General features: G+C 72.9%; 20 protein-coding genes. 7 read left to right on the top strand and 13 right to left on the bottom strand.

Annotated features, from left to right (window positions below; translation table 11 throughout):
- The first annotated feature begins 60 nt into the window (after positions 1–60).
- Positions 61–642, top strand: coding sequence for a VanZ family protein (locus tag ACFVGW_RS12005; protein WP_385851863.1), 582 nt, complete (start codon positions 61–63; stop codon positions 640–642).
- Between the two features lie 75 nt (positions 643–717).
- Here ACFVGW_RS12005 and ACFVGW_RS12000 read toward each other — a convergent pair whose 3' ends face one another.
- From ACFVGW_RS12000 to ACFVGW_RS11990, 3 genes are read right to left on the bottom strand one after another with little or no spacing between them, the layout of a single operon-like run.
- Positions 718–1,530: a sugar phosphate isomerase/epimerase family protein gene (locus tag ACFVGW_RS12000; protein ID WP_385851862.1), complete on the bottom strand. Its 813-nt coding sequence runs from the start codon at positions 1,528–1,530 to the stop codon at positions 718–720.
- A complete protein-coding gene (locus ACFVGW_RS11995; protein ID WP_385851861.1) occupies positions 1,527–2,678 on the bottom strand; it encodes a dihydrodipicolinate synthase family protein in 1,152 nt (383 codons plus the stop codon). Before ACFVGW_RS11995 ends, ACFVGW_RS12000 begins: the two co-directional genes overlap by 4 nt.
- Positions 2,675–3,826 (bottom strand): Gfo/Idh/MocA family protein, encoded by a 1,152-nt coding sequence (locus tag ACFVGW_RS11990; protein ID WP_385851860.1) that lies wholly within the window; start codon positions 3,824–3,826, stop codon positions 2,675–2,677. Before ACFVGW_RS11990 ends, ACFVGW_RS11995 begins: the two co-directional genes overlap by 4 nt.
- A 151-nt stretch (positions 3,827–3,977) precedes the next feature.
- Between ACFVGW_RS11990 and ACFVGW_RS11985 the strand changes: the two genes are divergently transcribed.
- The gene (locus ACFVGW_RS11985; RefSeq protein ID WP_385851859.1) at positions 3,978–5,024 is read left to right on the top strand and encodes a LacI family DNA-binding transcriptional regulator; all 1,047 of its coding nucleotides are present in this window, start codon (positions 3,978–3,980) and stop codon (positions 5,022–5,024) included.
- Positions 5,025–5,354: 330 nt separating this feature from the next.
- Here the strand turns inward: ACFVGW_RS11985 and ACFVGW_RS11980 are convergent, their stop codons facing one another.
- On the bottom strand, positions 5,355–5,939 hold the full coding sequence (locus ACFVGW_RS11980; protein WP_385851858.1) for an AAA family ATPase: 585 nt from the start codon (positions 5,937–5,939) through the stop codon (positions 5,355–5,357).
- Positions 5,940–6,011: 72 nt separating this feature from the next.
- Positions 6,012–6,917: an EamA family transporter gene (locus tag ACFVGW_RS11975; protein ID WP_385851857.1), complete on the bottom strand. Its 906-nt coding sequence runs from the start codon at positions 6,915–6,917 to the stop codon at positions 6,012–6,014.
- A 102-nt stretch (positions 6,918–7,019) separates the two neighbouring features.
- Here ACFVGW_RS11975 and ACFVGW_RS11970 point away from each other — a divergent pair, with 102 nt between their 5' ends.
- The 3 genes from ACFVGW_RS11970 (at position 7,020) to ACFVGW_RS11960 (ending at position 10,740) form a co-directional block, all read left to right on the top strand.
- The gene (locus ACFVGW_RS11970; RefSeq protein WP_385851856.1) at positions 7,020–7,931 is read left to right on the top strand and encodes a LysR family transcriptional regulator; all 912 of its coding nucleotides are present in this window, start codon (positions 7,020–7,022) and stop codon (positions 7,929–7,931) included.
- A 244-nt stretch (positions 7,932–8,175) separates the two neighbouring features.
- Positions 8,176–10,038, top strand: coding sequence for a glycoside hydrolase family 3 protein (locus tag ACFVGW_RS11965; protein WP_383223849.1), 1,863 nt, complete (start codon positions 8,176–8,178; stop codon positions 10,036–10,038).
- 87 nt (positions 10,039–10,125) lie between these two features.
- A complete protein-coding gene (locus tag ACFVGW_RS11960) occupies positions 10,126–10,740 on the top strand; it encodes a hypothetical protein (RefSeq protein WP_385851855.1) in 615 nt (204 codons plus the stop codon).
- A gap of 24 nt (positions 10,741–10,764) precedes the next feature.
- On the opposite strand, the gene ACFVGW_RS11955 is transcribed toward ACFVGW_RS11960, so the two are convergent.
- The 7 genes from ACFVGW_RS11955 to ACFVGW_RS11925 all read right to left on the bottom strand — a co-directional run bounded on the left by ACFVGW_RS11955 (position 10,765) and on the right by ACFVGW_RS11925 (position 21,690).
- Positions 10,765–12,219 (bottom strand): aminopeptidase, encoded by a 1,455-nt coding sequence (locus ACFVGW_RS11955; protein ID WP_385851854.1) that lies wholly within the window; start codon positions 12,217–12,219, stop codon positions 10,765–10,767.
- A 111-nt stretch (positions 12,220–12,330) separates the two neighbouring features.
- On the bottom strand, positions 12,331–12,726 hold the full coding sequence (locus ACFVGW_RS11950) for a hypothetical protein (RefSeq protein WP_385851853.1): 396 nt from the start codon (positions 12,724–12,726) through the stop codon (positions 12,331–12,333).
- Positions 12,727–12,809: 83 nt separating this feature from the next.
- The gene (locus ACFVGW_RS11945; protein WP_385851852.1) at positions 12,810–13,178 is read right to left on the bottom strand and encodes a hypothetical protein; all 369 of its coding nucleotides are present in this window, start codon (positions 13,176–13,178) and stop codon (positions 12,810–12,812) included.
- A 239-nt stretch (positions 13,179–13,417) separates the two neighbouring features.
- The gene (locus ACFVGW_RS11940) at positions 13,418–17,134 is read right to left on the bottom strand and encodes an ABC transporter ATP-binding protein (protein WP_385851851.1); all 3,717 of its coding nucleotides are present in this window, start codon (positions 17,132–17,134) and stop codon (positions 13,418–13,420) included.
- Positions 17,135–17,308: 174 nt separating this feature from the next.
- Positions 17,309–18,991, bottom strand: a complete 1,683-nt coding sequence (locus ACFVGW_RS11935) for a thiamine pyrophosphate-binding protein (RefSeq protein ID WP_352190573.1) — start codon at positions 18,989–18,991, stop codon at positions 17,309–17,311.
- A 166-nt stretch (positions 18,992–19,157) separates the two neighbouring features.
- Entirely contained in the window at positions 19,158–20,138 is a 981-nt protein-coding gene (gene speB, locus ACFVGW_RS11930) for an agmatinase (protein ID WP_383293374.1), read from the bottom strand.
- A gap of 79 nt (positions 20,139–20,217) precedes the next feature.
- Positions 20,218–21,690, bottom strand: a complete 1,473-nt coding sequence (locus ACFVGW_RS11925; protein ID WP_383223860.1) for a sodium:solute symporter — start codon at positions 21,688–21,690, stop codon at positions 20,218–20,220.
- A gap of 186 nt (positions 21,691–21,876) precedes the next feature.
- Here ACFVGW_RS11925 and ACFVGW_RS11920 point away from each other — a divergent pair, with 186 nt between their 5' ends.
- Positions 21,877–23,487, top strand: a complete 1,611-nt coding sequence (locus ACFVGW_RS11920) for a PucR family transcriptional regulator (protein WP_385851850.1) — start codon at positions 21,877–21,879, stop codon at positions 23,485–23,487.
- Between the two features lie 21 nt (positions 23,488–23,508).
- Here ACFVGW_RS11920 and ACFVGW_RS11915 read toward each other — a convergent pair whose 3' ends face one another.
- Positions 23,509–24,114 (bottom strand): hypothetical protein, encoded by a 606-nt coding sequence (locus tag ACFVGW_RS11915; protein WP_385851849.1) that lies wholly within the window; start codon positions 24,112–24,114, stop codon positions 23,509–23,511.
- A 163-nt stretch (positions 24,115–24,277) separates the two neighbouring features.
- Between ACFVGW_RS11915 and ACFVGW_RS11910 the strand changes: the two genes are divergently transcribed.
- A complete protein-coding gene (locus tag ACFVGW_RS11910) occupies positions 24,278–25,429 on the top strand; it encodes a helix-turn-helix domain-containing protein (protein ID WP_385851848.1) in 1,152 nt (383 codons plus the stop codon).
- The last annotated feature ends 22 nt before the right edge of the window (positions 25,430–25,451 follow it).

The raw sequence follows: 25,451 nt of genomic DNA, 5'->3' as shown, positions 1-25,451 counted from the left end.
ATTGCGGCCGTTGACCAATTGCGTCAACGGCCACATTCCACTCCCCAAGAAGGCGTGCACATGTGGCAAATAATTCTCTACATTACGCCCCTTACTGTCACCTTCGGGATGATTCTGTGCCTGCTCGCGTGCATGTGCGGGGTCAAGCTGCAACAAAAGGCTGACGAAGGAGTCGGGAATGGTTCACGCGTCTTCCTGATCTTCTTTCTGGGCATCGTGCTCATTGCCACGCTGACTCCGACGCAGGCCATCGGTTCCGGGGATTCGACGATCTGGCTGATTCCCGGTCAAGGAATCCTGTTCGACCACTCCGCGATGGAAGACATGGAGCGTTCCATGTATATCCGCCAGCAGGTTGCAAATGCAGCGATGTTTCTACCTGCGGCGATTTCCTTCAGGTTCTCCTTCCCCACCGTCAGCTTCCCAGCCGCAGTCCTCACGGCGGGCATGCTGAGTTGCGCCATCGAATTCATGCAGTGGCTGATGCGGGCTGGCCGGGTAGTCGATATCGATGACGTGCTCGTCAACGTTGCCGGTGCCTTCGTCGGCATCCTGCTGCATGCATTGAGTAAGCGACTCGTCCTGAACCAGAAGGACTCTGTGGGGGTACGGTCACGGCATCGCCGCGGGGCCCCACGCTGATTCTCCGAGCGGCTGGTCGCCCGATGACCGGTTCTCAGCGGAGCCGTGACCGGGTCTGCTGAACCGGTCACGCCCTTACCCGGCGTGCCGCAGGAACCTCCCCACCGTCTCCTCCAGGACCTTCACGCCGTCCCTCGCCCAGAGGTCGTCGTTGAAGAGTTCCACCTCGATCGGGCCCCGGTAACCCGCCTCCTCCACCAGGGCGCACCAGGAGCCGAGGTCGATCGCGCCGTCGCCCAGCTGTCCCCTGCCGTTGAGGACGCCGGCCGGCAAGGGGGTCGTCCAGTCCGCCAGTTGGAAGGCGTGGATACGGGACGCGGCGCCCGCGCGGGCGACCGCGGCCGGGGCGCGGTCGTCCCACCAGACGTGGTACGTGTCCACCACCACGCCCACCTGCGAGGACGGAAACCGTTCGGCGATCGCGAGGGCCTGGTCCAGGGTGGAGATCGCACAGCGGTCCGACGCGTACATCGGGTGGAGGGGTTCGATCGCCAGACGGACCCCGCGATCGCCCGCGTACGGGGCGAGTTCGGCGATCGCGTCCGTGATCCGGGCGCGGGCCGCCGGCAGGTCGCGGCTGCCGGGGGCGAGGCCGCCCGAGACCAGGACCAGGGTGTCCGTGCCCAGGGCCGCCGCCTCGTCGATCGCCGCACGGTTGTCGTCCAGCGAGTCCGCCGTCGTGAAGAAGCCGCCCCGGCAGAGCGACGTGACCGTCAGGCCCGCGTCGCGTACCAGCTTGGCTGCCGCCTCCAGCCCGTACTCCGCGACCGGCTCCCGCCACAGGCCCACGCCCGGGACGGAGAGCCGTACGCACTGCTCGACCAGCTCCGGCAGCGAGAGCTGCCGCACCGTCATCTGGTTGATGCTGAAGCGCGCGAGAGGACTCATCGGCCCGCTCCGTACACCGTGAGCAGCGACCTCATCCGGGACTCGGCCAGCTCCGGGTCGGGGAAGAGCCCGAGTCCGTCCGCCAGTTCGTACGCCCGGGCCAGGTGCGGCAGTGAGCGGGCTGACTGCAGGCCGCCGACCATCGTGAAGTGGTCCTGGTGGCCCGCCAGCCAGGCGAGGAACACGACGCCCGTCTTGTAGAAGCGGGTCGGCGCCTCGAAGAGGTGGCGGGAGAGCTCCACGGTGGGGTCGAGCAGCTCCCGGAAGCCCGTCACGTCGCCCGTGTCCAGGATCCTCACCGCCTCCGCCGCCAGCGGGCCCAGCGGGTCGAAGACGCCGAGCAGGGCATGGCTGAAGCCCTGTTCGTCGCCCGCGATCAGCTCCGGGTAGTGGAAGTCGTCGCCGGTGTAGCAGCGCACCCCCTCCGGGAGCCGGCGGCGCAGCTCGATCTCGCGCCGCGCGTCGAGGAGGGAGACCTTGATGCCGTCGACCTTGTCCGGATGGGCCGCCACGACCTCCAGGAAGGTGTCGGTCGCGGTGTCGAGGTCGGCCGAGCCCCAGTAGCCGTCGAGCGCCGGGTCGAACATCGGACCGAGCCAGTGCAGGATCACCGGTTCGCTCGCCTGGCGCAGGAGATGGCCGTACGTGTCGAGGTAGTCGTCCGGGCCGTGCGCCGCCGCCGAGAGGGCGCGCGAGGCCATCAGGATGGGCTGGGCGCCGGTCTCCTCGACGAGGGCGAGCTGCTCCTCGTACGCCTTGCGGACGGACACGAGGTCTGCGGGGGACGTCAGTTGGTCCGTCCCCACTCCGCACGCGATGCGGCCCCCCACCGCCTTCGCCTCCGCGGCCGAGCGGCGGATCAGCTCCGCCGCGCCCGCCCAGTCCAGGCCCATCCCGCGCTGCGCGGTGTCCATCGCCTCCGCGACGCCGAGGCCCTGCGCCCAGAGGTGCCGGCGGAAGGCGAGCGTGGCGTCCCAGTCGACGGCCGCCGGCCCGTCGGGGGTGGTGTCGGCGTACGGGTCGGCGACGACATGGGCGGCCGAGAAGACCGTACGGGAGGTCGGCGCGCCGCCCACGGGGGCCGGGGTGCGGGCCGGGCGCGGACGGTACTCCCGTACTCCGCCGGCGCCGTCGGGAAGGCGGATCACAGCGACACCTCCGGGACCTCCAGGCGCCTGCCCTCGGCCGAGGAGCGCAGCCCCAGCTCGGCGAGCTGTACGCCGCGCGCGCCCGCGAGCAGGTCCCAGTGGTACGGCTCGTCGAGGACGACGTGCCGCAGGAAGAGCTCCCACTGGGCCTTGAAGCCGTTGTCGAACACGGCGTTGTCCGGGACCTCCTGCCACTGCTCGCGGAAGGGCTCGGTCGCCGGGATGTCCGGGTTCCAGACGGGCTTGGGGGTGGCCGAGCGGTGCTGGACCCGGCAGTTGCGCAGTCCGGCGACGGCGGAGCCGTGGGTGCCGTCGACCTGGAACTCGACGAGCTCGTCGCGGTTGACGCGGACCGTCCAGGAGGAGTTGATCTGGGCGACGGCCCCGCCCTCCAGCTGGAAGATGCCGTAGGCGGCGTCGTCGGCGGTCGCGGCGTACGGCTTCCCGTGCTCGTCCCACCGCTCCGGGACGTGCGTGGCGACGTGCGCGGTGACGGCCGTGACCCGGCCGAACAGCTCGTGGAGCACGTACTCCCAGTGCGGGAACATGTCGACGACGATGCCGCCGCCGTCCTCGGCGCGGTAGTTCCAGCTCGGGCGCTGGGCGTCCTGCCAGTCGCCCTCGAAGACCCAGTAGCCGAACTCGCCGCGCACGGAGAGGATCCGGCCGAAGAAGCCGCCGTCGACGAGGCGCTTCAGCTTGAGCAGGCCGGGCAGGAAGATCTTGTCCTGGACGACGCCGTGCTTGACGCCCTTCTCCGTGGCGAGCCGGGCGAGTTCGAGGGCGCCCGCCAGGTCTCCGGCGGTCGGTTTCTCGGTGTAGACGTGCTTCCCGGCGGCGACGGCCTTGCGTATCGCCTCGACGCGGGCGGAGGTGACCTGGGCGTCGAAGTAGATCTCCACCGTCTCGTCGGCGAGCACGGCGTCGAGGTCGGTGGACCACTCGGTGAGACCGTGTCGTTCGGCGAGCGTGCGCAGGGCGTGCTCGCGGCGGCCGACGAGGACGGGCTCGGGCCAGAGGGTCTCGCCGTTGCCGAGGTCGAGCCCGCCCTGCTCGCGCAGCGCGAGGATCGAGCGGACGAGGTGCTGGCGGTAGCCCATGCGCCCGGTGACGCCGTTCATGGCGATACGGACTGTCCTGCGTGTCACGAAGGTGCCTCCATCACGTGCGTACTCCCCAACAGAAAGCGCTTTCTACGAACGGAGACGCTAGCCTGCCGACAACACACCGGACAAGGGGTCCGCCCTCCTCACCCGGTGCCGCACGCTGGATCCACCGATTTCTCCCCGGAGGTACGCGATGACCGTGACGCTGGCGGATGTGGCCGCGCGTGCCCAGGTCTCCCCCGCCACCGTCTCCCGCGTCCTGAACGGCAACTACCCGGTCGCCGCGTCGACCAGGGAGCGGGTGCTGCGGGCGGTGGACGAGCTGGACTACGTCCTGAACGGGCCCGCGAGCTCACTCGCCGCCGCCACGTCCGACCTGGTCGGCATCCTCGTCAACGACATCGCCGACCCCTTCTTCGGGATCATGGCGGGCGCCGCGCAGAACGCGATCGGGGAAGGGGCCCCGGGCCGGGCGGGCGGCGAGAAGCTGGCCGTCGTCTGCAACACGGGCGGCTCGCCCGAGCGCGAGCTCACGTACCTCACGCTGCTCCAGCGGCAGCGCGCCGCCGCCGTCATCCTGACCGGCGGGTCCCTGGAGGCCCCGGACCACATGGCCGCCGTGTCGGCGAAGCTCGCGAAGCTGACGGACGCGGGGACCCGGATCGTGCTCTGCGGACGGCCGCCGGTGCAGGGGGACGCGAGCGTGGCGGCGCTCACCTTCGACAACCGGGCGGGGGCGCGACGGCTCGCCGAGCACCTGCTCTCGCTCGGGCACCGGCGGATCGGTTACGTGGCGGGGCCGGCGGACCGGACGACCACCCGGCACCGGCTGGAGGGCCACCGGGAGGCGCTCGCGGCGGCCGGACTGCCGGAGGGGCCGACGGTGCACGGCCGCTACGACCGGCGGTCCGGTTACGACGCGACCCTCGAACTCCTGCGCAGGGAGCCGTCGCTGACGGCGGTGGTGGCGGCGAACGACACGGTGGCGCTGGGCGCGTGCGCGGCGCTGCGGGACCAGGGGCTGCGGATTCCGGAGGACGTGTCGGTGGCGGGCTTCGACGACCTGCCCTTCTCGATCGACGCGGTCCCGGCGCTGACGACGGTACGGCTCCCGCTCCACGACGCGGGCGCCCGTGCGGGCCGTCTCGCGGTGGGCACCGAGGAGCCCCCGCCGGGCGGGGTGACGACGATCCCGGCGGAGCTGCTGGTACGGGACTCCACGGCGCGCCCCCGGGACTGACGGGACCCGCCCGGCGGCCCCGGCGGCCCTGGTCCGTCGCGGCCCCCGGCCGCCGTGATCCGCCTCAACCCCCGGCCGCTCTGGCCTGCCTCAGACCCCGGCCGCCCTGATCCGCGCAGCCACCGGCGCCCTGGTCCGTCGCGGCCGCCGGCCGCCGTGATCCGCCTCAACCCCCGGCCGCTCTGGTCTGCCTCAGACCCCGGCCGCCCTGATCCGCACAGCCACCGGCGCCCTGGTCCGCCTCGGACCCCGGCCGCCCTGGTCTGCCTCGGACCCCGGCCGCCCTGGTCCGCGCAGCCCCGGCTCCGGTCCGTCGCGGCCCGCCTGCGCCTACGTCCCGGCCTGCGCCCCCCGGCCCGCGTGCGCGGCCAGTCCCGTGGCGTCGAGGATCGCGGTCACCGTCTCCTCCACCGACAGCTCCGCGTTGTCCACCCAGATGCCGTCGGCCGAGAGTTCCTCGCGTATCGCCTCGTCCAGCGGGGCCCAGTCGGTCGTCAGGCGCTTGTCGCGGGCGTTGTTGCGTTCCCAGGCCTTGGCCGGGCCGGGCGCGAGGAAGACCGTGTGGAAGGGACGGGCCTTCAGGGTCGCGCGGTAGAAGTCGAGGTGGCTGCGGCGGACCACGACGTCGTCGACGACCGGCAGGAAGCCGGCCGTCGTGAAGCTGTCGGCCAGCAGGCAGGCGTTGCGGGCGCGCAGGAAGATCTGGCGGTCGGCCTCCGGGTCACGGTCCATCGTCGGCCAGTGGCCGCCGCTGACGACGAGCTCCTGGAGCGCGTCCACCTCGATGTGCGCGGCCCTCGCGAACCGGGCCGCCAGCGCCGCCGCGACCGTCGACTTGCCGCTGCCGGGGATGCCGCTCAACAGCAGGGCCGCAGGGGCGGGTTCACGGTCGACCGGTACCAGGTCGAAGGACATCAGGGGCTCCTCTCGATCAAGGAACCAAGGTTACGGGCCGGCCCCGCGCACACGGCCGGCCGGCCACGACGCTCACACCCGCACCGCCGCGCTTCCGGCGGCGGTCGGGGTCGCCGCCCGGCCTCCCCCACGTGACAGGGAGGTCAGCGCCACTCCGCCGACGAGCAGCGCCGCCGCGCACCAGCGCAGGGGGCTGACGCCCTCGCCCAGGAAGAGCGCCGCCGAGGACATCCCGAAGACCGGGACCAGCAGCGAGAACGGGGCCACCGAGGACGCCGGATAGCGGCGCAGGAGCCATCCCCAGGCGCCGAAGCCGAAGACGGTGACGACCCAGGCGACGTAGAGGACCACGCCCACGCCCGCCCAGTCGAGCCCCCGCAGCGCCGCGAGGTCCCTGTCCGGTCCCTCCAGGAGGAGGGAGAGCGCGAGGAGCGGCAGGATGGGCACGACGCTGACCCAGACCATGAAGTTGAGCGCGTCCGGCGGGGACGCCCTGCGGGTCAGGACGTTGGAGACACCCCAGCAGGCCGCCGCGGCGATGCAGAGCACGAAGCCCACCAGCGGGCCGCTGCCGCCCTCGTCGACCGCCGCCACGCCGATGCCCGCGAGCGCGACCGCCATGCCCGCGGCCTTCACCTTCCCCGGCCGTTCGCCGAGCGCGACGAAGGCGAAGAGGGCCGTGAAGACCGCCTGGATCTGGAGGATCAGCGAGGAGAGTCCGGCGGGCGCGCCGAGGTCCATGCCCGTGAAGAGGAGGCCGAACTTGGCCACGCCCAGGGCGAGGCCGACCCCCACGATCCACTTCCAGGCGACCGTGGGCCGGCCGACCAGGAACACGGCCGGGAGCGCGGCGGCGAGGAAGCGGAGGGCGGAGAAGAGGAGCGGCGGGAAGTGGTCGAGGCCGACCTCGATGACGACGAAGTTGACTCCCCAGAGGGCGGCGACGAGCGCGGCCAGGGCGATGTGGGCAGGGCGCATACGAGAGAGCGTCACGCATGACGACCGTGTAGCACCAGCACGTTTCTCTTCATGATTGGATGAAGCAACGCTTCATCCAATCCGAGTGGTCAGGAGCCCGCCGTGCTCGATCTCGGACGCCTGCGCGCCCTCCACGCCGTCGCCGTGCACGGTTCGGTGGGCGCGGCGGCCGCCGCCCTCGGCTTCAGCCCGTCGGCGGTCTCCCAGCAGATCGCCAAGCTGGAGCGCGAGACCCGCACGACCCTGCTCGAACGCCGGGGCCGTGGCGTGCGCCTCACCGACGAGGCCCACCAACTGGCCTCCACCGCCGAGCAGTTGCTCGCGATCGTGGAGGAGGCGGAGGTACGGCTGGAAGAGCGGCGCGGGCTCCCCTCGGGGCGCCTGTCGATCGGCTGCTTCGCGAGCGCCGCGCGCGGTCTGATGCCCCGGGCCCTCGCCGAGCTGGCCACCCGTCACCCGGCCCTCGACGCCCGTCTCACGGAGGTCGACCCGCACATCTCGGTCGAACTCGTCGAGCGCGGGGTGATCGACCTCGCCGTGGCGCACGACTGGGACATCGCCCCGATGCCGGTCCCGCCGGGGGTGGAGCACGCGGTGATCGGCGACGACCTGTGCGACGTGCTCGTACCGCGCGACCACCCGATGGCGACACGCGCGTCGGTACGGCGGGAGGAGCTGGCGGACGAACGGTGGATCACACAGCCGCCCGGGTCGGTCTGCCACGACTGGCTGATGCGGACGCTGCGGGCCACCGGCTACGAGCCGCGCATCGTCCACCAGGCGGAGGAGAACCACACCCAGGTCGCCCTGGTCGCGGCGGGCCTCGGGATCGCGCTGGTGCCGCGCCTCGGCCGCGGCACACTGCCGCCCGAGGTGACCCCGATCCGGCTCGACCCGATGCCGACGCGCCGGCTGCACGCGCTCTGGCGCACCGGCGCGGCCCGCCGTCCCGCGATCACCGAGACGGTCCGCACGCTCCAGGAACTCTGGCCGGCGGTCTCCACCCCGATCTGAACCGGCCGCCTCTCCACGCCGCCCGTCCACGCCGCCTCTCCCTGCCGCCCGTCCACGCCGCCTCTCCACGCCGCCCGTCCACGCCGCCCGCGCACACCACCCATCCACACAGACCGCGCACACCGCCGTTCGCGCCGATCCTTGCGCGGATCCTTGACCTGGCAGTTACTTTCGGGCTATCCGTTGCACCTTGGAAGTTTCCTTCACCACTTCCGTCAACCCCGCACGGCCGGAAGGAGCATCAGTGCACCACCGCGCCCCCTCCCGACGCACCCTCCTCACCGTCACCGCCGCCGCGGCGGCCGCCGCCGTCACCGGCGCCGCCCCGCTCGCCCACGCCGAACCGGTCGACGGCGCCCCGCCGGTCGACAGCGCCACGTCGGACGACAGCGCCGAGTCGACCAAGAGCCTCCAGCGGCTCATCTCCCGTATGTCGCTGGAGGAGAAGGTCGGCCAGCTCTTCGTGATGCGGGTGTACGGGCACTCCGCCACCGCGCCCGACCAGGCCGACATCGATGCCAACCTCAAGGAGATCGGCGTCCGCACGGCCGCCGAACTCGTCGAGAAGTACCACGTCGGCGGCGTCATCTACTTCTCCTGGGCGCACAACACCCGCGACCCGCAGCAGATCGCCGAGCTCTCCAACGGCATCCAGCGGGCGGGCCTCGCCCAGCCCACCCCGCTCCCCCTGCTGATCTCCACCGACCAGGAACACGGCATCGTCTGCCGGGTCGGCAAGCCGGCCACCCTGCTGCCGGGCGCGATGGCGCTCGGCGCCGGTGGGTCCCGCTCCGACGCCCGCGACGCCGCACGGATCGCGGGCGCCGAGCTGGCCGCCCTCGGCATCCGGCAGAACTACGCGCCCGTCGCCGACGTCAACGTCAACCCCGCCAACCCCGTCATCGGCGTCCGCTCCTTCGGCTCCGACCCGCAGGCCGTCGCCACCATGGTGTCCGCCCAGGTCAAGGGGTACCAACAGGCCGGAATCGCGGCCACCTCCAAGCACTTCCCCGGCCACGGCGACACGGCCACCGACAGCCACTACGGCCTGCCGACCATCACGCACACCCGCGCGCAGTGGGCCGAGCTCGACGCGCCGCCGTTCCGGGCCGCGATCGCCGCCGGCATCGACTCGATCATGACCGCGCACATCGTCGTGCCCGCGCTCGACCCGAGCGAGGACCCGGCGACCCTCTCCCACCCGATCCTGACCGGCATCCTGCGCGAGCAACTCGGCTACGACGGCGTGGTGGTGACGGACTCCCTCGGCATGGAGGGCGTACGGACGAAGTACGGCGACGACCGCGTGCCCGTCCTCGCGCTCAAGGCGGGCGTGGACCAGCTGCTCAACCCGCCGAAGCTGGACGTCGCATGGAACGCGGTCCTCCGGGCCGTCGAGGAGGGTGAACTGACCGAGGCGCGGATCGACGAGTCCCTCCTGCGGATCCTGCGCCTCAAGGCCAAGCTGGGGCTCTTCCGCCGGCCGTACGTCACCGGCCGCGGAGTGAACCGGGCGGTCGGCACCGCCGCACATCTGGCCCGCGCCGACCGGATCGCCGAACAGACCACCACCCTGCTCGTCAACCAGGGCGGGTTCCTGCCGGTCAGCCGCCGCAGCCACGGCCGCGTACTGGTCGTCGGCGCCGATCCCGCCTCGCCGTCCGGAACGACGGGACCCCCGACCGGCACCCTGGCCGCCGCCCTCACCGGACTCGGCTTCACCGCCACGGCCCTGTCCACGGGGATCACCCCCACGGCGACGAGGATCGAGGAGGCGGTGGCGGCCACCGCCGGCAAGGACCTGGTCGTCGTCGGCACGTACAACCTCTCGGCGACCAGCCCCCAGCGCACCCTCGTCGACCGGCTCGTCGCGACCGGGGTGCCCGTCGTGACGATCGCGATCCGCAACCCGTACGACGTCGCCTGGACCACCGGGCAGCGGGCCACGCTCGCCGCCTATTCCTGGACCGACGTCGAGCTGCGGGCCGCGGTCCGGGTCCTCGCGGGCCACGCCCGGCCGCACGGCCGTCTGCCCGTCCCCGTACAGCGGGCGGACGATCCGACGCGAGTGCTGTACCCGGTCGGCCACGGCCTGTCCTACGCGTGACGTAACTCCCGGCCCGGACCCCCCGTTCTCCCTGGCGTGCGCCCGCCCCGGCGGGCCACCCTGGACTTGGAGATCGGGGGGTCTTTCATGCGCGCTCCCAGGAGCGGGGCGGGTCTCGCCCTGGCGTGCGCGGGTCTGCTGCTCGCGCTGACCGGCTGTCAGGAGACGGCGGACGGCCGGCCGCCGCGGCCCGTCACGTACACGGGCTCGCCCGACGGCCACGGGGCGATGTTCCTCGGTGCCGGGGACTGTTCCACGCGCGGGACGGTGTTCCGCGAGGTCCCGTGCACGAGCGAGAGGGCCGTCGCACGCGTGACGACCCGTTACCAGGGCGCCACCGCGGGCGCTCCGACGTGCCCGGCCACCACGGACTTCGTGCTGCACGTCTCGGAGAGCCGGCCCGCGGCGGACGAGAACGGGGACGGGGCCGTACCGCGCGGGTACGCCTGCATGCGCAATCTGGAGCCGCCCCATCCGGGCGACGCCGGGCAGGGCGGCGGGCCGCACACGATCGCCGGGGACTGCGTCTCGTCCTCGCGCGAGGGCCGGGTGAAGGAGTTGCCGTGCGACGGGTCGGGGGCGGACCGGCCCACGTTCCGGGTCGCGTCGGCGGTCACGAGCCGCGACCGCTGCCCGCCCTCGACGGCGCTGTTCGTGGCGCTGGGCGGCGAGCGCCCGGTGGGCTGTGCCCGGCGGCTGTGAGACCGCCGGGCACAGCGAACGCGGCTACGGGCGGACGCCGCGCTCCCGGTTCAGTTCGTCGTCCGCCGGCTTGTCGAGGCGGGCATCGAAGCGGGCCAGGGGCTGCGCGGCCGCCGCCGCAGGGGCGTCGACCCCGGCCCAGGCGAGGATGCGGGCCGTGGCCTTGGTGCGCTCGGCCTCGACGAGACCGGCGACCTGGGCGCCGTGGTTGGCTCCCGGGGCAGTGAAGACGTAGCTGTCACGGGCGCCCTTGCCGACGCGGAACGGCTCCGCTCCCCACGGGTCGTTGCCGCCGTACACGAACAGCATCCGGTTGGCGTTCTTGCGGACCCAGTCGTCCACGTCCCGCATCGCCGACGGCCTGAACGTCGTCGGGATCTCACGCGGTACGAAGTTCCGCGCCGGCTGGTAGCCGTAGCGCGTCAGGCCCTTGAGGTGCGGCAGCGTGATGCTGGGCGAGCCGAGCTCGGTGGCCGCCTGGTAGTAGTACGGCGTGTACGGGTCGAGGCCCTGGTCGGTGTAGAAGGACCAGCCGGAGTAGGCGTCGATGGTCTCGTAGACCTCGTCGTCGCTCGCGACCTCGGCGTCCGGGATCGAACCGCAGACGTCCTCGCCGTAGTACTGCCAGAAGCCCCAGACGAAGTCGAGGACGACGGCCTCGTACGCCTTGTCGAGGGTGCCGACGGTGTTGAAGGTGGCGCCCTCGGACTCGGCCCACTCCTTGTACTTCTTCTGCAGCGGCTCGCGGCGGACGAGCGCCTCGCGCTGCATCGCGTTGAGCCGGTCCCGGCACTCCTTGGTACCGACGGTCTCGAAGAACCGGTCGTACGCCGAGTCCTCCTTGTTGACCACGTCGTTCGGCGCCACGTACGCGACGACGCCGTCCATGTCGCGCGGGTAGAAGCGCTCGTAGTAGGTGGCGGTCATGCCGCCCTTGGAGGCGCCGGTGGAGAGCCACTTCTTCCCGTAGACCTTCTTCAGGGCGGTGAAGATGCGGTGCTGGTCGCTCGCGGCCTGCCAGATGTCGAGCTTCGACCAGTCGGCGGGCTGCGGCCTGGACGGCGTGAAGAACCGGTACTCCATGGAGACCTGGTTGCCGTCGATGATCCGGGTGGGCTCGCGGCGGCTGGGCGTGGTGCTCAGTCCGTAGCCGCTGGTGTGGAAGACGGTCGGCCGGTCGGTGTCCTTGTGGAGGACGGAGATCCGCTGCTTGAACGTGCCCTTCCACGGCCGGCGGTGGTCGATCGGCTGGGTGTAGTCGAGGACGAAGAAGCGGTAGCCGGCGTACGGCTTCTCCTCGATGAGGCTCATCCCGGGGATCGCCAGGAGGCGGTCCTTGATGTCCGTGCCGACGGCGCTGTCCGCGGCGGCGGTCGGGATGCTGCCGGTGGCCGGCTCGGCGGCGGTAGCCGCGCCGCTCGCGCCGACGGTGCCTATGAGCACCGTGAGCGACATCAGCCATCGAAGCGACTTGCGCATTCACCCTCCCCTTGATTCACAACGGTGTCGCGAACCTAGCGGGGGCAACGTGCGTACCGCCAGACCCAGTTGGCCCTTACCTCTGCATCGGCACAGGTTTCGGCCCGGGGTTCAGCAGAGGACCCAGCCCGTCGAGCCGCTCCGGCCGTCGATCGTGCCCGTGGCGCGGACACACCGGTTGAGGGCGTGGACGGTGACCGGCCCGGCCTGGCGGGTGAACCGGCCGCTGTCGACGACGGGCCGCCCTCCGCGCGGCTGCAGGGAGACGGACATCGCGCGGCGCTCGCCGGGGTGCTTGGCGACGGCGAGGGCGCAGACGTACTGCCGGCTCCGGTAGAGACGCAGCTCCCCGGTGGCGAAGGTGACCGTCTTGGTGGCTCTGCCGCTGCAGACCGAGGCTGCCTCGGCCCGCGCGGCCCCCGGTCCGGCGAGGGTGAGGGCGCCCGCGGCGAGCAGTACCCCCAGCAGACAGCCGAGCAGCCGTGCGCCGTGCCCTGCCCTGGTCACACTGGTCCCATCGAACACCTGGATCCCCTCCCGACGCCTTGCCGTACATGCGTACGACGCAGGGGAGGCCTGTGTGGTTGCCTTCACGCGAACGAGGTGGCGACCAGGAGCAGGAAGACGGACTCGACGCCGATCAGGGTCCAGAGGGCGGCCTTGCGCGAGGTGGCGGGCTCGGCGGGGGCGTCCGGAGTGGTCAGGGCATGGATCCAGGCGACCGCGATGATCACGAAGGTGGCGAGGTAGAGCCAGCCGGGGGTGGAGCCGCAGTGATGGCCGTGGGTGACGCAGCTGGAGGCGTTCTCCGTGGTCAGGGCGAGGAATCCGGAGAGGACCGTACCGGGCACGAGCAGCAGTCCGGCCCACAGCGCGCGGGTGCGCAGGCGGCGGGCCGGGGTCGCGGGTGGCGGGCCGAGGGCGGTGGGAGAGAGCCAGCCGGGAGACTCGTCGATCATGGACCGATTGAACCGCGGGAGGGGCGGGCGGCGGCATGCGCGGTGGTACTCATCCCGCCCGGTTCCCGTACTCATGCGGGATCCCGGAAGCCCGTGCCCGGCCGGGCGTGCCGGCGGCCCGGACGGCTGCCACCGGCACCGTCACCGGACACGACCTCCCGGCCCCCGGCCCCGGCTCCTGACACCTGACACCCCGGCCCTGGCTCCCGGCTCCCGCGACGGACCGGCTCGCTCCCGCGTCACACCGCCGTCGCCGGCTCCTCCTCGCCGATGAACGCGCGCCAGAGCTCCGCGTACCGGCCGTCCCGCGCGAGCAGTTCGTCGTGCGTGCCGTCCTCGGCGACGCGCCCGTGGGCCATGAGGACGACGCGGTCCGCGCGGGCCGCCGTCGTCAGGCGGTGGGCCACCACCAGGGTCGTACGGCGGCCGGCCAGGCGGTCGGTGGCCTGGTTGACCTGGGCCTCGGTGGCCAGGTCGAGCGCGGCCGTCGCCTCGTCGAGAAGCAGGATGTCCGGGTCGACGAGCTCGGCGCGGGCCAGCGCGATCAGCTGACGCTGTCCGGCGGAGAGGTTGCGGCCGCGTTCGGCGACCTCGTGGAGGTAGCCGCCGTCCAGGGTCGCGATCATGTCGTGGGCGCCGACCGCGCGGGCCGCCGCCTCGACCTCGGCGTCGGTCGCGTCGGGACGGCCGTACGCGATGGCGTCGCGGACCGTCCCGGCGAAGAGGTACGCCTCCTGCGGGACGACGCCGAGCCGGTGGCGGTACGCGGTGAGGTCCAGGTCCCTGAGGTCGGCGCCGTCGGCGGTGACCCGGCCCGCGGTGGGGTCGTAGAACCGTGCGACCAGCTTGACCAGGGTGGACTTTCCGGCGCCGGTCTCTCCGACGAAGGCGACGGTCTGCCCGGCCGGGATCCGCAGGTCGATGCCGGTCAGCGCCTCCTCCTCGGAGCCGTAGGCGAAGGACACGTCCTCGAAGGCGATCTCCCCGCGCAGCGACGGCACGGCCCTGGGTTCGGCGGCGGAGGCCGTCGACGTCGGCTCCTGGAGCAGCTCCTGCATGCGCTTCAGGGAGACGGTCGCCTGCTGGTAGCCGTCGAAGACCTGGGAGAGCTGCTGCACGGGCGCGAAGAAGAGGTCGATGTAGAGGAGGTAGGCGACCAGGGCTCCGGTGGTCAGCGTGCCGGCCTCGATCCGGTTCGCACCGACGATCATCACGGCGGCCGCGGCCACGGAGGAGAGCAGCGTGACGAAGGGGAAGTAGACGGAGATCAGCCACTGGCCGCGGACGCGGGCCTCGCGGTACTCGTCGCTGCGGGCCGCGAACCGGGCGGAGCCGGAGTGCTCGCGGCGGAAGGCCTGGACGATACGGAGACCGGCGACCGACTCCTGGAGATCGGCGTTGACGACGCTGATCCGCTCACGCGCCAGCTCGTACGCCTTCACGCTGGAGCGGCGGAAGAAGTACGTGGCGACGGCGAGGACCGGCAGCGTCGCGAAGACGACCAGGGCGAGCTGGAGGTCGAGGACGAGCAGCGCGCCCATGATCCCGAAGAAGGTGGTGACGGAGACGAAGGCGGTGACGAGTCCGGTCTGGAGGAAGGTGGACAGGGCGTCCACGTCCGTCGTCATCCGGGTCATGATCCGGCCGGTCAGCTCGCGCTCGTAGTAGTCCAGGCCGAGCCGCTGGAGCTGGGCGAAGATCTTCAGGCGCAGGGCGTAGAGGACGCGTTCGCCGGTGCGGCCGGTCATCTTGATCTCGGCGGTCTGCGCGACCCACTGGACCAGGACGGTGAGCAGGGCGAGCGCGGAGGCGGCCCAGACGGCGCCGAGGGCGAGCTTGTTCACACCGTCGTCGATGCCGTGCCGGATGAGGACGGGCAGCAGCAGGCCCATGCCGGCGTCGACGGCGACGAGCCCGAGGCTGACGAGGAGCGGGGTGCGGAAGCCGCGCAGCAGGCGGCGCAGTCCGTACGACTCCTCGGGGGTGACCGCGCGCGCCTCGTCGATGTCGGGGGTGTCGCCGGCCGGCGGCAGCGCCTCGACGGCGGCGAGCAGCTCGGGGGTGGCTCCGGGGGCCTGCGACTCCTCGGCGGGGGTCTCCTCCCGCACCCAGAGGGTGGGGGTGATGCCGCGCTCGGCGTCGAACTCGGCGTCCAGCTCCGCGCGCAGGGTGCGGTCCTCGGGGACCTCGACGGGAACGGTGTGGCCGGGCGAGACACCGCCCAGCTCGTCCGGGTCGGTGAGGAGCTTGCGGTACAGCGGGGAGCGGCGCTCCAGCTCCTCGTGGGTGCCGACGTCGGAGAGCCGGCCGCCGTCGAGGACGGCGATCCGGTCGGCGAGGCCGAGGGTGGAGCGGCGGTGGGCGATGAGGAGCGTGGTGCGGCCGGCCATCACGGAGGCGAGGGCCTCGTGGATCTCGTGCTCCACGCGCGCGTCGACGGCGGAGGTGGCGTCGTCGAGCAGGAGCAGCCGGGGGTCCGTGAGGATCGCGCGGGCGAGCGCGATGCGCTGGCGCTGGCCGCCGGAGAGGGTGAGGCCGTGCTCGCCGACCGTGGTGTCGTAGCCGTCGGGCAGCTCGGCGATGAAACGGTCCGCCTGGGCGGCGCGGGCTGCGGTCTCGATCTGCTCCTGCGTGGCGTCGGGGTGGCCGTACGCGATGTTGGCCCGGACGGTGTCGGAGAACAGGAAGCTGTCCTCGGGCACGAGCCCGATGGCCGCGCGCAGGGAGTCCTGGGTCAGCTCGCGGACGTCGTGGCCGCCGACGAGGACGGCGCCGTGGTCGACGTCGTAGAAGCGCGGCAGGAGGAGGGAGACGGTCGACTTGCCGCTTCCGGAGGCGCCGACGACGGCGACGGTCTCGCCGGCGCGGATCTCCAGGGAGAACCCGTCGAGGACGGGCCGGCCGTCCTCGTACGCGAAGCCGACGTCGTCGAACTCGACGGTGGCCTCGGCGTCCGCCGGCAGCTCCTTCGTGCCGTCCTCGATGACCGGCTCGGTGTCGATGAGCTCCAGGACGCGCTCGACGCCGGCGCGGGCCTGCTGGGCGACGGTGAGGACCATCGCGAGCATGCGGACGGGGCCGACGAGGGAGGCGAGGTAGCCGGAGAAGGCGACGAAGGTGCCGAGGGTGATCTGGCCCCGGGTCGCGAGCCAGCCGCCGAGAGCGAGGACGGCGACCTGGCCGAGGGCCGGGACGGCCTGGAGGGCGGGGGTGTACCGGGAATTCAGCCTGATGGTGCGCAGCCGCCCCGCGAAGAGCTTGCGGCTGGCGTCGCGGATCTTCCCGGTCTCCTGGTCCTCCTGCCCGAAGCCCTTCACGACCCGGACGCCGGTCACCGAGCCGTCGACGACCCCGGCGACGGCGGCGGCCTGCGCCTGCGCGTACCAGGTGGCGGGGTGGAGACGGCTGCGGCTGCGCTTGGCGATGAACCAGAGGGCGGGGGCGACGGCGAGGGCGACGAGGGTGAGGGGCAGGGAGAGCCAGGCCATGACGGCCAGCGAGATCAGGAAGAGCAGGAAGTTCCCGATCGTCATCGGGAGCATGAAGAGCAGGCCCTGGATGAGCTGGAGGTCGCTGGTGGCCCGCCCGACGACCTGCCCGGTGGACAGCTCGTCCTGGCGGCGGCCGTCGAGGCGGGTGATGGTGCCGTACATCTCGGTACGGAGATCGTGCTGGACGTCGAGGGCGAGGCGGCCGCCGTAGTAGCGGCGGACGAACGTGAGCCCGTAGACCAGGAGGGCGGCGCCGATGAGGAGGCCGGTCCAGACGGTGAGGGACCGCGTCTTCGCGCCGATGACGTCGTCGATGATCACCTTGGTGATCAGCGGCACGAGCGCGAGCAGCGCCATCCCGCCGAGGGAGGACCCGAGGGCGAGCACGACGTTGGCCTTGTAACGCCAGGCATACCCGGCGAGCCTGCGCGCCCACCCCTGTTCTTTTCGCCCCGCCGCGGCCACGTGTGCCTCCCGTTCGTCCTGCTCTACCGGAAGGCTCCAACGCGACTGGGCTGCGATTTCATCCCGCCGTAACAGAAGCCGGTACAAGACCGTCCCCTGGTCCTAGGACCAGGGGACGGTGTGCCCGGACGGGCGCGGGTCGGTGCGCGGGTCCCGGAGTGCGTCCTGCGGCTCTCAGAGGTGGGTCGGTTCGAACATGCGGAGGAGGGCCGGGAGGACCACCACCGACGGGCCCGGGGCTGCCAGGGCCTTGGCGAGGTCGGCCGTCAGCTCCTCCGGGGTCGTACGGACCGCCGGGACGCCGAAGGACTCGGCGAGGGCGACGAAGTCCGGGCGGGCCAGCTCGGTGGCCGTGGCCTCGCCGAAGGCGTCCGTCATGTACTCGCGCAGGATGCCGTAGCCGCCGTCGTCGACGATCAGCCAGGTGACGTTCGAGCCGTACTGCTTCGCCGTCGCCAGCTCCGCGATCGAGTACATCGCGCCGCCGTCGCCCGAGACCGCGAGGACGGGGACGGTCGGGTCGGCCGCCGCCGCGCCGAGGGCGGCGGGGAAGCCGTAGCCGAGGCCGCCCGCGCCCTGGGCGGAGTGCATGGTGTTGGGCCGGCGGGCGTCGAAGGCCGACCAGGCCCAGTACGCCAGGATCGTCATGTCCCAGAAGCTGGGCGAGTCGTCCGGCAGCGCCTCGCGTACCGAGGCGACGATCCGCTGCTCCAGGCCGAGGTCCTGCGCGGCGATCCGCTCCCGGACCTTGGTCAGGACGGCCGCGACCCGCTCGGGGGCGGTCTCGTCCGTGCGCTCCTCCACGGTCTCCAGGAGCGCCTGGAGGGCCAGCCGGGCGTCCGCGTGGATGCCGAGCGCCGGGTGGTTGGACTCCAGCTTGCCCGCGTCGGCCTCGATCTGGATCACCCGGCCGCGCGGGGCGAAGGTGTGGTAGTTCGAGGACAGCTCGCCGAGGCCCGAGCCCACGACGAGCAGGACGTCGGCGTCCTCCAGGAAGTCGGTGGTGTGCCGGTCCTCCAGCCAGGACTGGAGCGACAGCGGGTGCCGCCAGGGGAAGGCGCCCTTGCCGCCGAAGGTGGTGACCACGGGCGCGTCGATCCGCTCGGCGAGCGCGCGCAGCTTGCCGGAGGCGTCGGAGCGGACGACTCCGCCGCCCGCGATGATCGCGGGGCGCTCGGCGTTCGCCAGGAGGTGGGCGGCCACCGCCGTCAGCTCGGGCCGCGGGGCGACCTCCTCGGGCGTGGCGTCCATCGCCGTGACGACCGGCAGGGTCGTCTCGGCGAGCAGCACGTCCTGCGGGATCTCCACCCACACCGGGCCGTGCGGGGCGGTCAGCGCCGACTCCCAGGCCGCCGCGATGGCGGACGGGATCTGCGACGGGGTCCGGACGGTGTGCACGGACTTCACGATGTCGCGGAACGACGCCTGCTGGTCGCGCAGCTCGTGCAGATAGCCGTGGCGCCCGCCGCCGAGCCCGGCCACCGGGATCTGGCTGCCGATCGCGAGGACGGGGGCGGAGGCGGCGGCCGCCTCCTGGAGCGCGGCGAGCGACATCAGCGCGCCGGGGCCGGTGGAGAGCAGCAGCGGGGCCGCCTCGCCGGTCATCCGGCCGTACGCGTCGGCCGCGAAGCCCGCGTTGTTCTCGACGCGCAGTCCGACGTACGAGAGGGAGGAGCGGCGGAGGGCGTCGAACATGCCGAGGGCGTGCTGGCCGGGGAGCCCGAAGACGGTGGTCGCGCCGAGCCCGGAGAGGGTCTCGACGACGAGGTCGCCGCCGTTCCGCCCGGGGGGCGGGTTGAGCGCGGCGGCGGTCTGCGCCTCCGTGGGGCGCAGGACGAGGTCGTGGTCGTGGGTCATGAGGTCCCTCTGGGCATGCTCGGTGGTCGGGTGCGGCCCGTTGGCCGGGTGCGGCCCACCCGTTCCGCCCTGCGGAACGATTGCCCACGACCCGACCGGCTCCAGGGCCGGGCCGGCGACCCGGCGCGCCCGGGCGCGCCGGGGGCCACCGGGCCCGGCGGTGACGTTACTCCGCGCCGGAGGCGCGCTCGGCGGCGATCTGACGGGACATGATCGTGGTCAGTTCGTACGCCGTGTGCGAGGCGGCGACCGCCGTGATCTCCGCGTGGTCGTAGGCCGGGGCGACCTCGACGACGTCGGCGGAGACCAGGTTGCAGGAGGAGAGGCCGCGCAGGATCTCCAGGAGCTCGCGGGAGGTCATGCCGCCCGCCTCCGGGGTGCCGGTGCCGGGCGCGTGGGCCGGGTCGAGGCAGTCGATGTCGATGGAGATGTACAGCGGGCGGTCGCCGATCCGCTGGCGGAGCTGGTCGGCGACCTCGTCGGCGCCGCGGCGGTAGATGTCCGACGAGGTGACGATGCCGAAGCCCATCTTCTCGTCGTCGGTGAGGTCCTGCTTGCCGTACAGCGGGCCGCGCGTGCCGACGTGCGACAGGGCGGAGGTGTCGAGGATGCCCTCCTCGACGGCGCGGCGGAACGGCGTGCCGTGGGTGTACTCGGCGCCGAAGTAGGTGTCCCAGGTGTCGAGGTGCGCGTCGAAGTGGAGCAGCGCGACCGGGCCGTGCTTCTTGGCGACGGAGCGCAGCAGCGGCAGGGCGATGGTGTGGTCGCCGCCGAGCGTCATCATGCGGGCGCCGGTGCCGAGGATGTCGTCCGCCGCGGCCTCGATCGTCTCGACGGCCTCGTTGATGTTGAACGGGTTGGCCGCGATGTCACCGGCGTCGGCGACCTGGGCCAGGGCGAACGGCGAGGCGTCCTGCGCCGGGTTGTACGGGCGCAGGAGGCGGGAGGCCTCGCGGATGGCGTTGCCGCCGAAGCGGGCACCGGGGCGGTAGGAGACACCGCTGTCGAAGGGGACGCCGACCACGGCGATGTCGGCCGTGCCGACCTCGTCGAGTCGCGGCAGCCGGGCGAACGTCGCGGGACCGGCGTACCGCGGGATGCGGGACGAGTCGGTCGGGCCGCGGAAGGCGTTCTGGTCGCTGCTCATGGTCGGGTCCTCCTGGGGTGTATCGGTGGGGGTCCGGGCGGGGGCCTTGGTGGGCCCCGGCCCGGGTGTCTGTGGTGGGTCAGCCGGTCGCGGCGGCCGGCACGGTCTCCGGCGTCGCGTCGGCGGAGTCCTGGCCCGCCAGCCGGGCACGCCAGTTCGCGAGCACGGCGGCGTCCGTCGGGCGGGTCGCCAGGGAAACGATCACATATGCGGCGAGCGAGGCCAACAAACCATAATAAACAGGCTCATTTGCCAGGATTCCGTAAGCCCACATCAGGCCAATGACGGAGAGGCCGCCGACGACGACCGCGGACAGGGCTCCCTGCACGGTGCCGCGGCGCCAGAGCAGGCCGCCGAGGATCGGCACGAGCAGGCCGCCGACCAGCAGGTTGTAGGCGACGGTCAGCGCCTGGACGACGTCGTTCAGGGCGATGGCGATGACGATGGTGGCGATGCCCATGAGGAGGATGAAGAGGCGGTTGCCCTTCACCTCGTCGTGGTCCTCGCCGCCGCCCCCGGTGGTCAGCCCGCGCAACCTCGACCAGATGTCGTTGTTGGCGACGGTGGCGCAGGCGATCAGCGCGCCGGAGGAGGTGGACATGACGGCGGCGAGCGCGGCGGCGAGGACGAGACCCCGCACGCCCATGGGCAGCTCGTCCTTGACGATCGTCGCGAAGGCGTCGTCGGCGCTGGGCAGGTTCGGGTAGAGCACCTTGGCGGCGGTGCCGATCACGGCGCCGGCGAGGGCGTACACGAGGCAGTACGTACCGGCCACCGTGCCGCCCCACTTGGCGACCTTGTCGGTCCGGGCGGTGAAGACCCGCTGCCAGATGTCCTGGCCGATGAGCATGCCGAAGGTGTAGATCAGCACGTACGTGAAGATCGTCTCGCCGCCGATGCCGAGCGGCGCGAAGTACTCGGTGGGGAGCTGGGCCTTCATCTCCGCGAAGCCGCCCGCCTTGATCACGGCGATGGGCAGCAGCAGGATCAGCACGCCGATGGTCTTCACCACGAACTGCACCATGTCGGTGAGGGTGATGGACCACATGCCGCCGAGCGTCGAGTAGGCGACGACGATGGCGCCGCCGAGGACGATCGCGACCGTGCGGGGCAGGTCGAAGAGGACGTCGAAGATCGTGGCGTACGCGATGGTCGAGGTGACGGCGAGCATCAGCGTGTACGCCCACATGACCACGCCCGAGATGACGCCGGCCTTGCCGCCGTAGCGCAGGTCGAGCATCTCGGAGACGGTGTAGACCTTCAGGCGGGCGATGCGCGCGGAGAAGAAGACGGAGAGGGCCAGCAGGCCGAGGCCGATGGTGAAGACCATCCAGGCGCCGGAGAGGCCGTACTTGTAGCCGAGACCCACGCCGCCGATGGTGGAGGCGCCGCCGAGGACGATGGCGGCCATGGTGCCGGAGTACATCCAGGGACCGAGGCGACGGCCGGCCACCAGGAACTCGCTCTTGGACTTGGCGCGGCGCATGCCCCACCAGCCCATCGCGAGCATGCCGGCCAAGTACAGGACGATCACTGTGTAGTCGACGGCCATGGGGCCCTCCCTCGTTCACTTCGGTGGCGTGTCGTGCGGGTGGAGTGACTCCAGTGACTGATCGCGAGGACATCCGCCCGTACCCGCGGCCGCTGGATGGCACGAGACTAGGTGGCCGGAAAGCGCCCCTGAAGCGTAAGTTTCATCCACTGTTCACCGGAGGCGATGTACGAAAGGTCCATAGCCATGTCCGTGCAGGAACCCTCATCGGCACCACCCACCCCACCGGCCCCGCCGGTCTCTCTGGCCGCCCTGCTGAGCCGCCGGGACCTCGGGCTCCGCCTGCTGGCGGGTCCGCCGGACGCGGCGGTCCACTGGGTGCACACCTCGGAGATGGCCGACCCCTACCCGTATCTGCTCGGCGGTGAGCTGCTGATGACGGCGGGCGTGCAGCTCCCGGACCCGGCGCACTACGTCGAGCGGGTGGTGGCGGCGGGCGCGGCGGCGCTCGGGTTCGGTGTGGCGCCGGTGTACGACACGGTGCCCGCGGCGCTCGTCGCCGCGTGCGAGCGGCACGGGCTGCCGCTGGTGGAGGTGCCGCCGCAGACCCCGTTCACGGCGGTGGCCCGGGCGGTCTGGCGGCTGATGGCGGAGGCCCGCCACCGCGAGCTGCGGCGGGTGACCGAGGCGCAGCAGTCGCTGGCGGTGGCGGCAGCCCGGCCGGCGCCGGTCCCTGCGGTCCTCGGGGCGCTCGCCTCCCGCCTCGGCGGGCACGCGGTGCTCTACGCGGCGGACGGCACGCCGTACGCGGCTGCGGGGCGCGAGCTGCCGGACGACGCGTCCCGGGCGCTCTTGGAGCTGGCGGGCGTCCTCGGCCCCCGGCCAGGCGGTCCGGCCTCCGCGAGCGGCGAGGGCGACGGACTGCGCCTGGCCGCGTACGCCCTGGGCGGCGGCGACGGACTGACCCTCGGGGTCGCGACGGAGAGCCGGGAGCCGGGGGACCACACGATCGCCGGCGTCGCGGTCGTGCTGCTCTCGCTGCTGACCGCCCCGCACCGGGGCGCCGACGCCTCGGCCCGGGACACCGCCCTGGTACGCCTCCTCCTCGGCACCCCGCCGCAGGAGGCCGCGCCGGCCCTCGGCCCCGGCCCCTGGACGGTCGTCCACGCCCACGGCGGCGACGGAACCCCGTTCGCGGCGCCGAGCCTGGCGGCGGCCCTGGGCACGGCACTGCTCGACGCGGGCGGGGCGGCGGGCGCGGGCGGGGCGGAGCCGGGCGTGCCGGCCGGCACGACGGCGGGCGTCGGCACGGACGCCACGACGGCGGACCCGGCGGCCGGTACGCCGGCGGCCCCGGGCGCGGGCACCACGGCGGCCGTGCGTGCGGCGCGGGCGGGCGCGACGGAGCCGGGCGGCACCCCCGTGACCGTCCGGCTCCTGCTGCCCGCCTCCTCCCCCGTCACCGCCCAGCCCGGCTGGACCCTCGGGGCCAGCGCCCCCGTCGAGGCCCGCGACCTCGCCACCGGCGACGCGCAGGCCGCGCGGGCGCTGCGCAGGGCCGAGGCCGGCCGCACCGATCTCGTACGCCACCGGCCCGCCGGTTTCGGCGGCCTCATGGACGAGGCGGAGGCCGCCGCGTACGCCCGGACCCTGCTCGCCCCCATCGGCGAGCCGCTGACCGAGACCCTCAGGACCTGGCTCTCGCTGCACGGCAGCTGGGACCGGACGGCCGTCGCGCTCGACATCCACCGCAACACCGTCCGCCAGCGCATCGCCCGCTGCGCGACGCTCCTGGACATGGACCTGGACGACGCGAACGTACGGATGGAGCTGTGGTTCGCCCTCGGGCGGGTGTGAGCCCGGCCGGGGGCGGGCGCGTCAGCGGAGCTTGTTCACCGCGGTGCGCGTGGTGGTCTTGAAGGCCTCCACCGGGGCGTCCTTCAGATCGCCCATCTGACCCCACCGGACATACGTGACGGTGCGGCCGTCGCGGCCGACGGAGAAGAGGTGGATGTCGGTGCTGCCGATCTGCGGGTCGGCGGTGTCCAGGCTGTAGACCCAGGCGCCCTCCTCGACGGCGAGCTTGCCGTGGGAGGCGCTGACGGCCCGCAGGCCCGGGTTCTGCCGCTCCAGCAGGGGGCCGCAGCCGGCGAGCGCCTTGCGGAGGGTGTCGACCAGCTTCACGGCGTCGGCCTCGGTGCGGGCGACGGTGGTGATCTGGACGCCGTTGGTGTCGAGCTCGGTGCTGAACTCGCGGTAGCGGGTGTTCTGCGCCGGGATCTTGTAGGGGGCGCAGAGGGCGCCGCCGTTCTCCGGGACGCCGGTGAAGACCTGGGTGGCGGTCCACGGCGTCGACGACGGCGGCATCTGGGAGGCGGCGAGGAAGGCGGGCTGGGCGGCGGCCTGCGCCGGGGCCGTGGCGAGGGCCGCGAGTCCCAGGGCGGCAGCGGCGGCGGTGGCGAGTGCGGTACGGAGCTTGTTCATGCTGGTGGATCCCCCGTCGGGTCGTTCGGTCAGTGCTCCACCAGCGTCGGGCCGGCGCCCGCCGCCTGCAACGGTGACGCGCCCACCCTCCGTCCCGGAACCATTCCACCCCTGCTGACGTGCAAGGACGTGAAGGGTGGGACGCAGGGTCGAGGGGGATGGAATGCCGAAGGACGCCGCCGTCGAGGAGTTCGCGCGGCTCGTGCGCGCGCTGAAGGCGCGGGACGGGAGGAGCTACGAGGCGCTGGGCCGGCGCCTGAGCGTCAGCGCGTCCACCCTCCACCGCTACTGCTCCGGCGCGACCGTCCCGGAGGACTTCGCCGTGGTCGACCGCCTCGCCCTGCTGTGCGGGGCGGACGAGGAGGAGCGGCGCGCCCTGGAGGTGGCCTGGACCCGCGCGGACGGCGCCCGCCGCCCTCCGGCACCGGAACCCGGCCCGGAGGCGACACCTGAGCCCGCTCCGGAGCCGAAGCCGACTCCGGAGCCCGCGCCGGCCCCGGAGGCGGGACCCGCGCCCGGGCCGGAACCCGTGCACGCGCGCGTGCCGGGCCTCCCGTCCGAGCGGCGGAGGCGCCGGTGGGGATGGGTGGGCGTGGTCTGCGGGGCGCTGGCGGTCGTGGGGACGGTGACGCTCGGAGCCGTACTCCTGCCCGGGAAGACCCGGGAGCGGGCCGCCGAACCACCGGCGCCGCTGACGTGGACGGTCGCCTCGGACATCTGGAAGGGCGGGTGCGCGTACACCTACCTCATGGAGCGGACGCCCCCTCCCCCGCCGGAGGAGGCCGACGCGCGGGGCTGGGCGGCGGCGCAGGAGGCCGTGGACGGCGGGGAGACGCTGGTGCGGGTGTCGGTGCAGGGGAAGGGCGCGGCGGCGGTGGTGCTCCAGGCGCTGCACGTGCGGGTGGTGGAGCGGGGCGCGCCGCTGCCGTGGGCGGCGTACCGGATGGGCGACGGGTGCGGCGGGGCGGTGACGCCGCGCCTTTTCGAGGTGGATCTGGACCGGCCGCGGCCGGTGGCTCGGGCACGCGACGGGTACGACGCCTCCGGGGAGGAGGGCCGGACGCTCCCGGCGATCTCCTTCCCCTACGCGGTGACCTCGTCGGACCCGGAGGAGCTGCTCGTCACCGCCCGGACGGCAGGCTGCGACTGCCGCTGGTACCTGGAGCTGGTGTGGAGCAGCGAGGGCCGTTCGGGGACGGTCCGGATCACCGACGACGGGCAGCCGTTCCGCACCGCCCCCGTCGCCGGCAGGCCTTTGTTCGCGTACGACGACGTGAACCGTCGCTGGATCCGCGAAGAGGCCTCCGGCTCCTGACCGGACGTGATGTGGGCAACGC

This window comes from Streptomyces sp. NPDC127129 (assembly GCF_042671585.1).
GTDB lineage: Bacteria > Actinomycetota > Actinomycetes > Streptomycetales > Streptomycetaceae > Streptomyces.
Note: the sequence above shows the minus strand (reverse complement) of the source record. Positions and strands in the feature narration are given on the sequence as shown.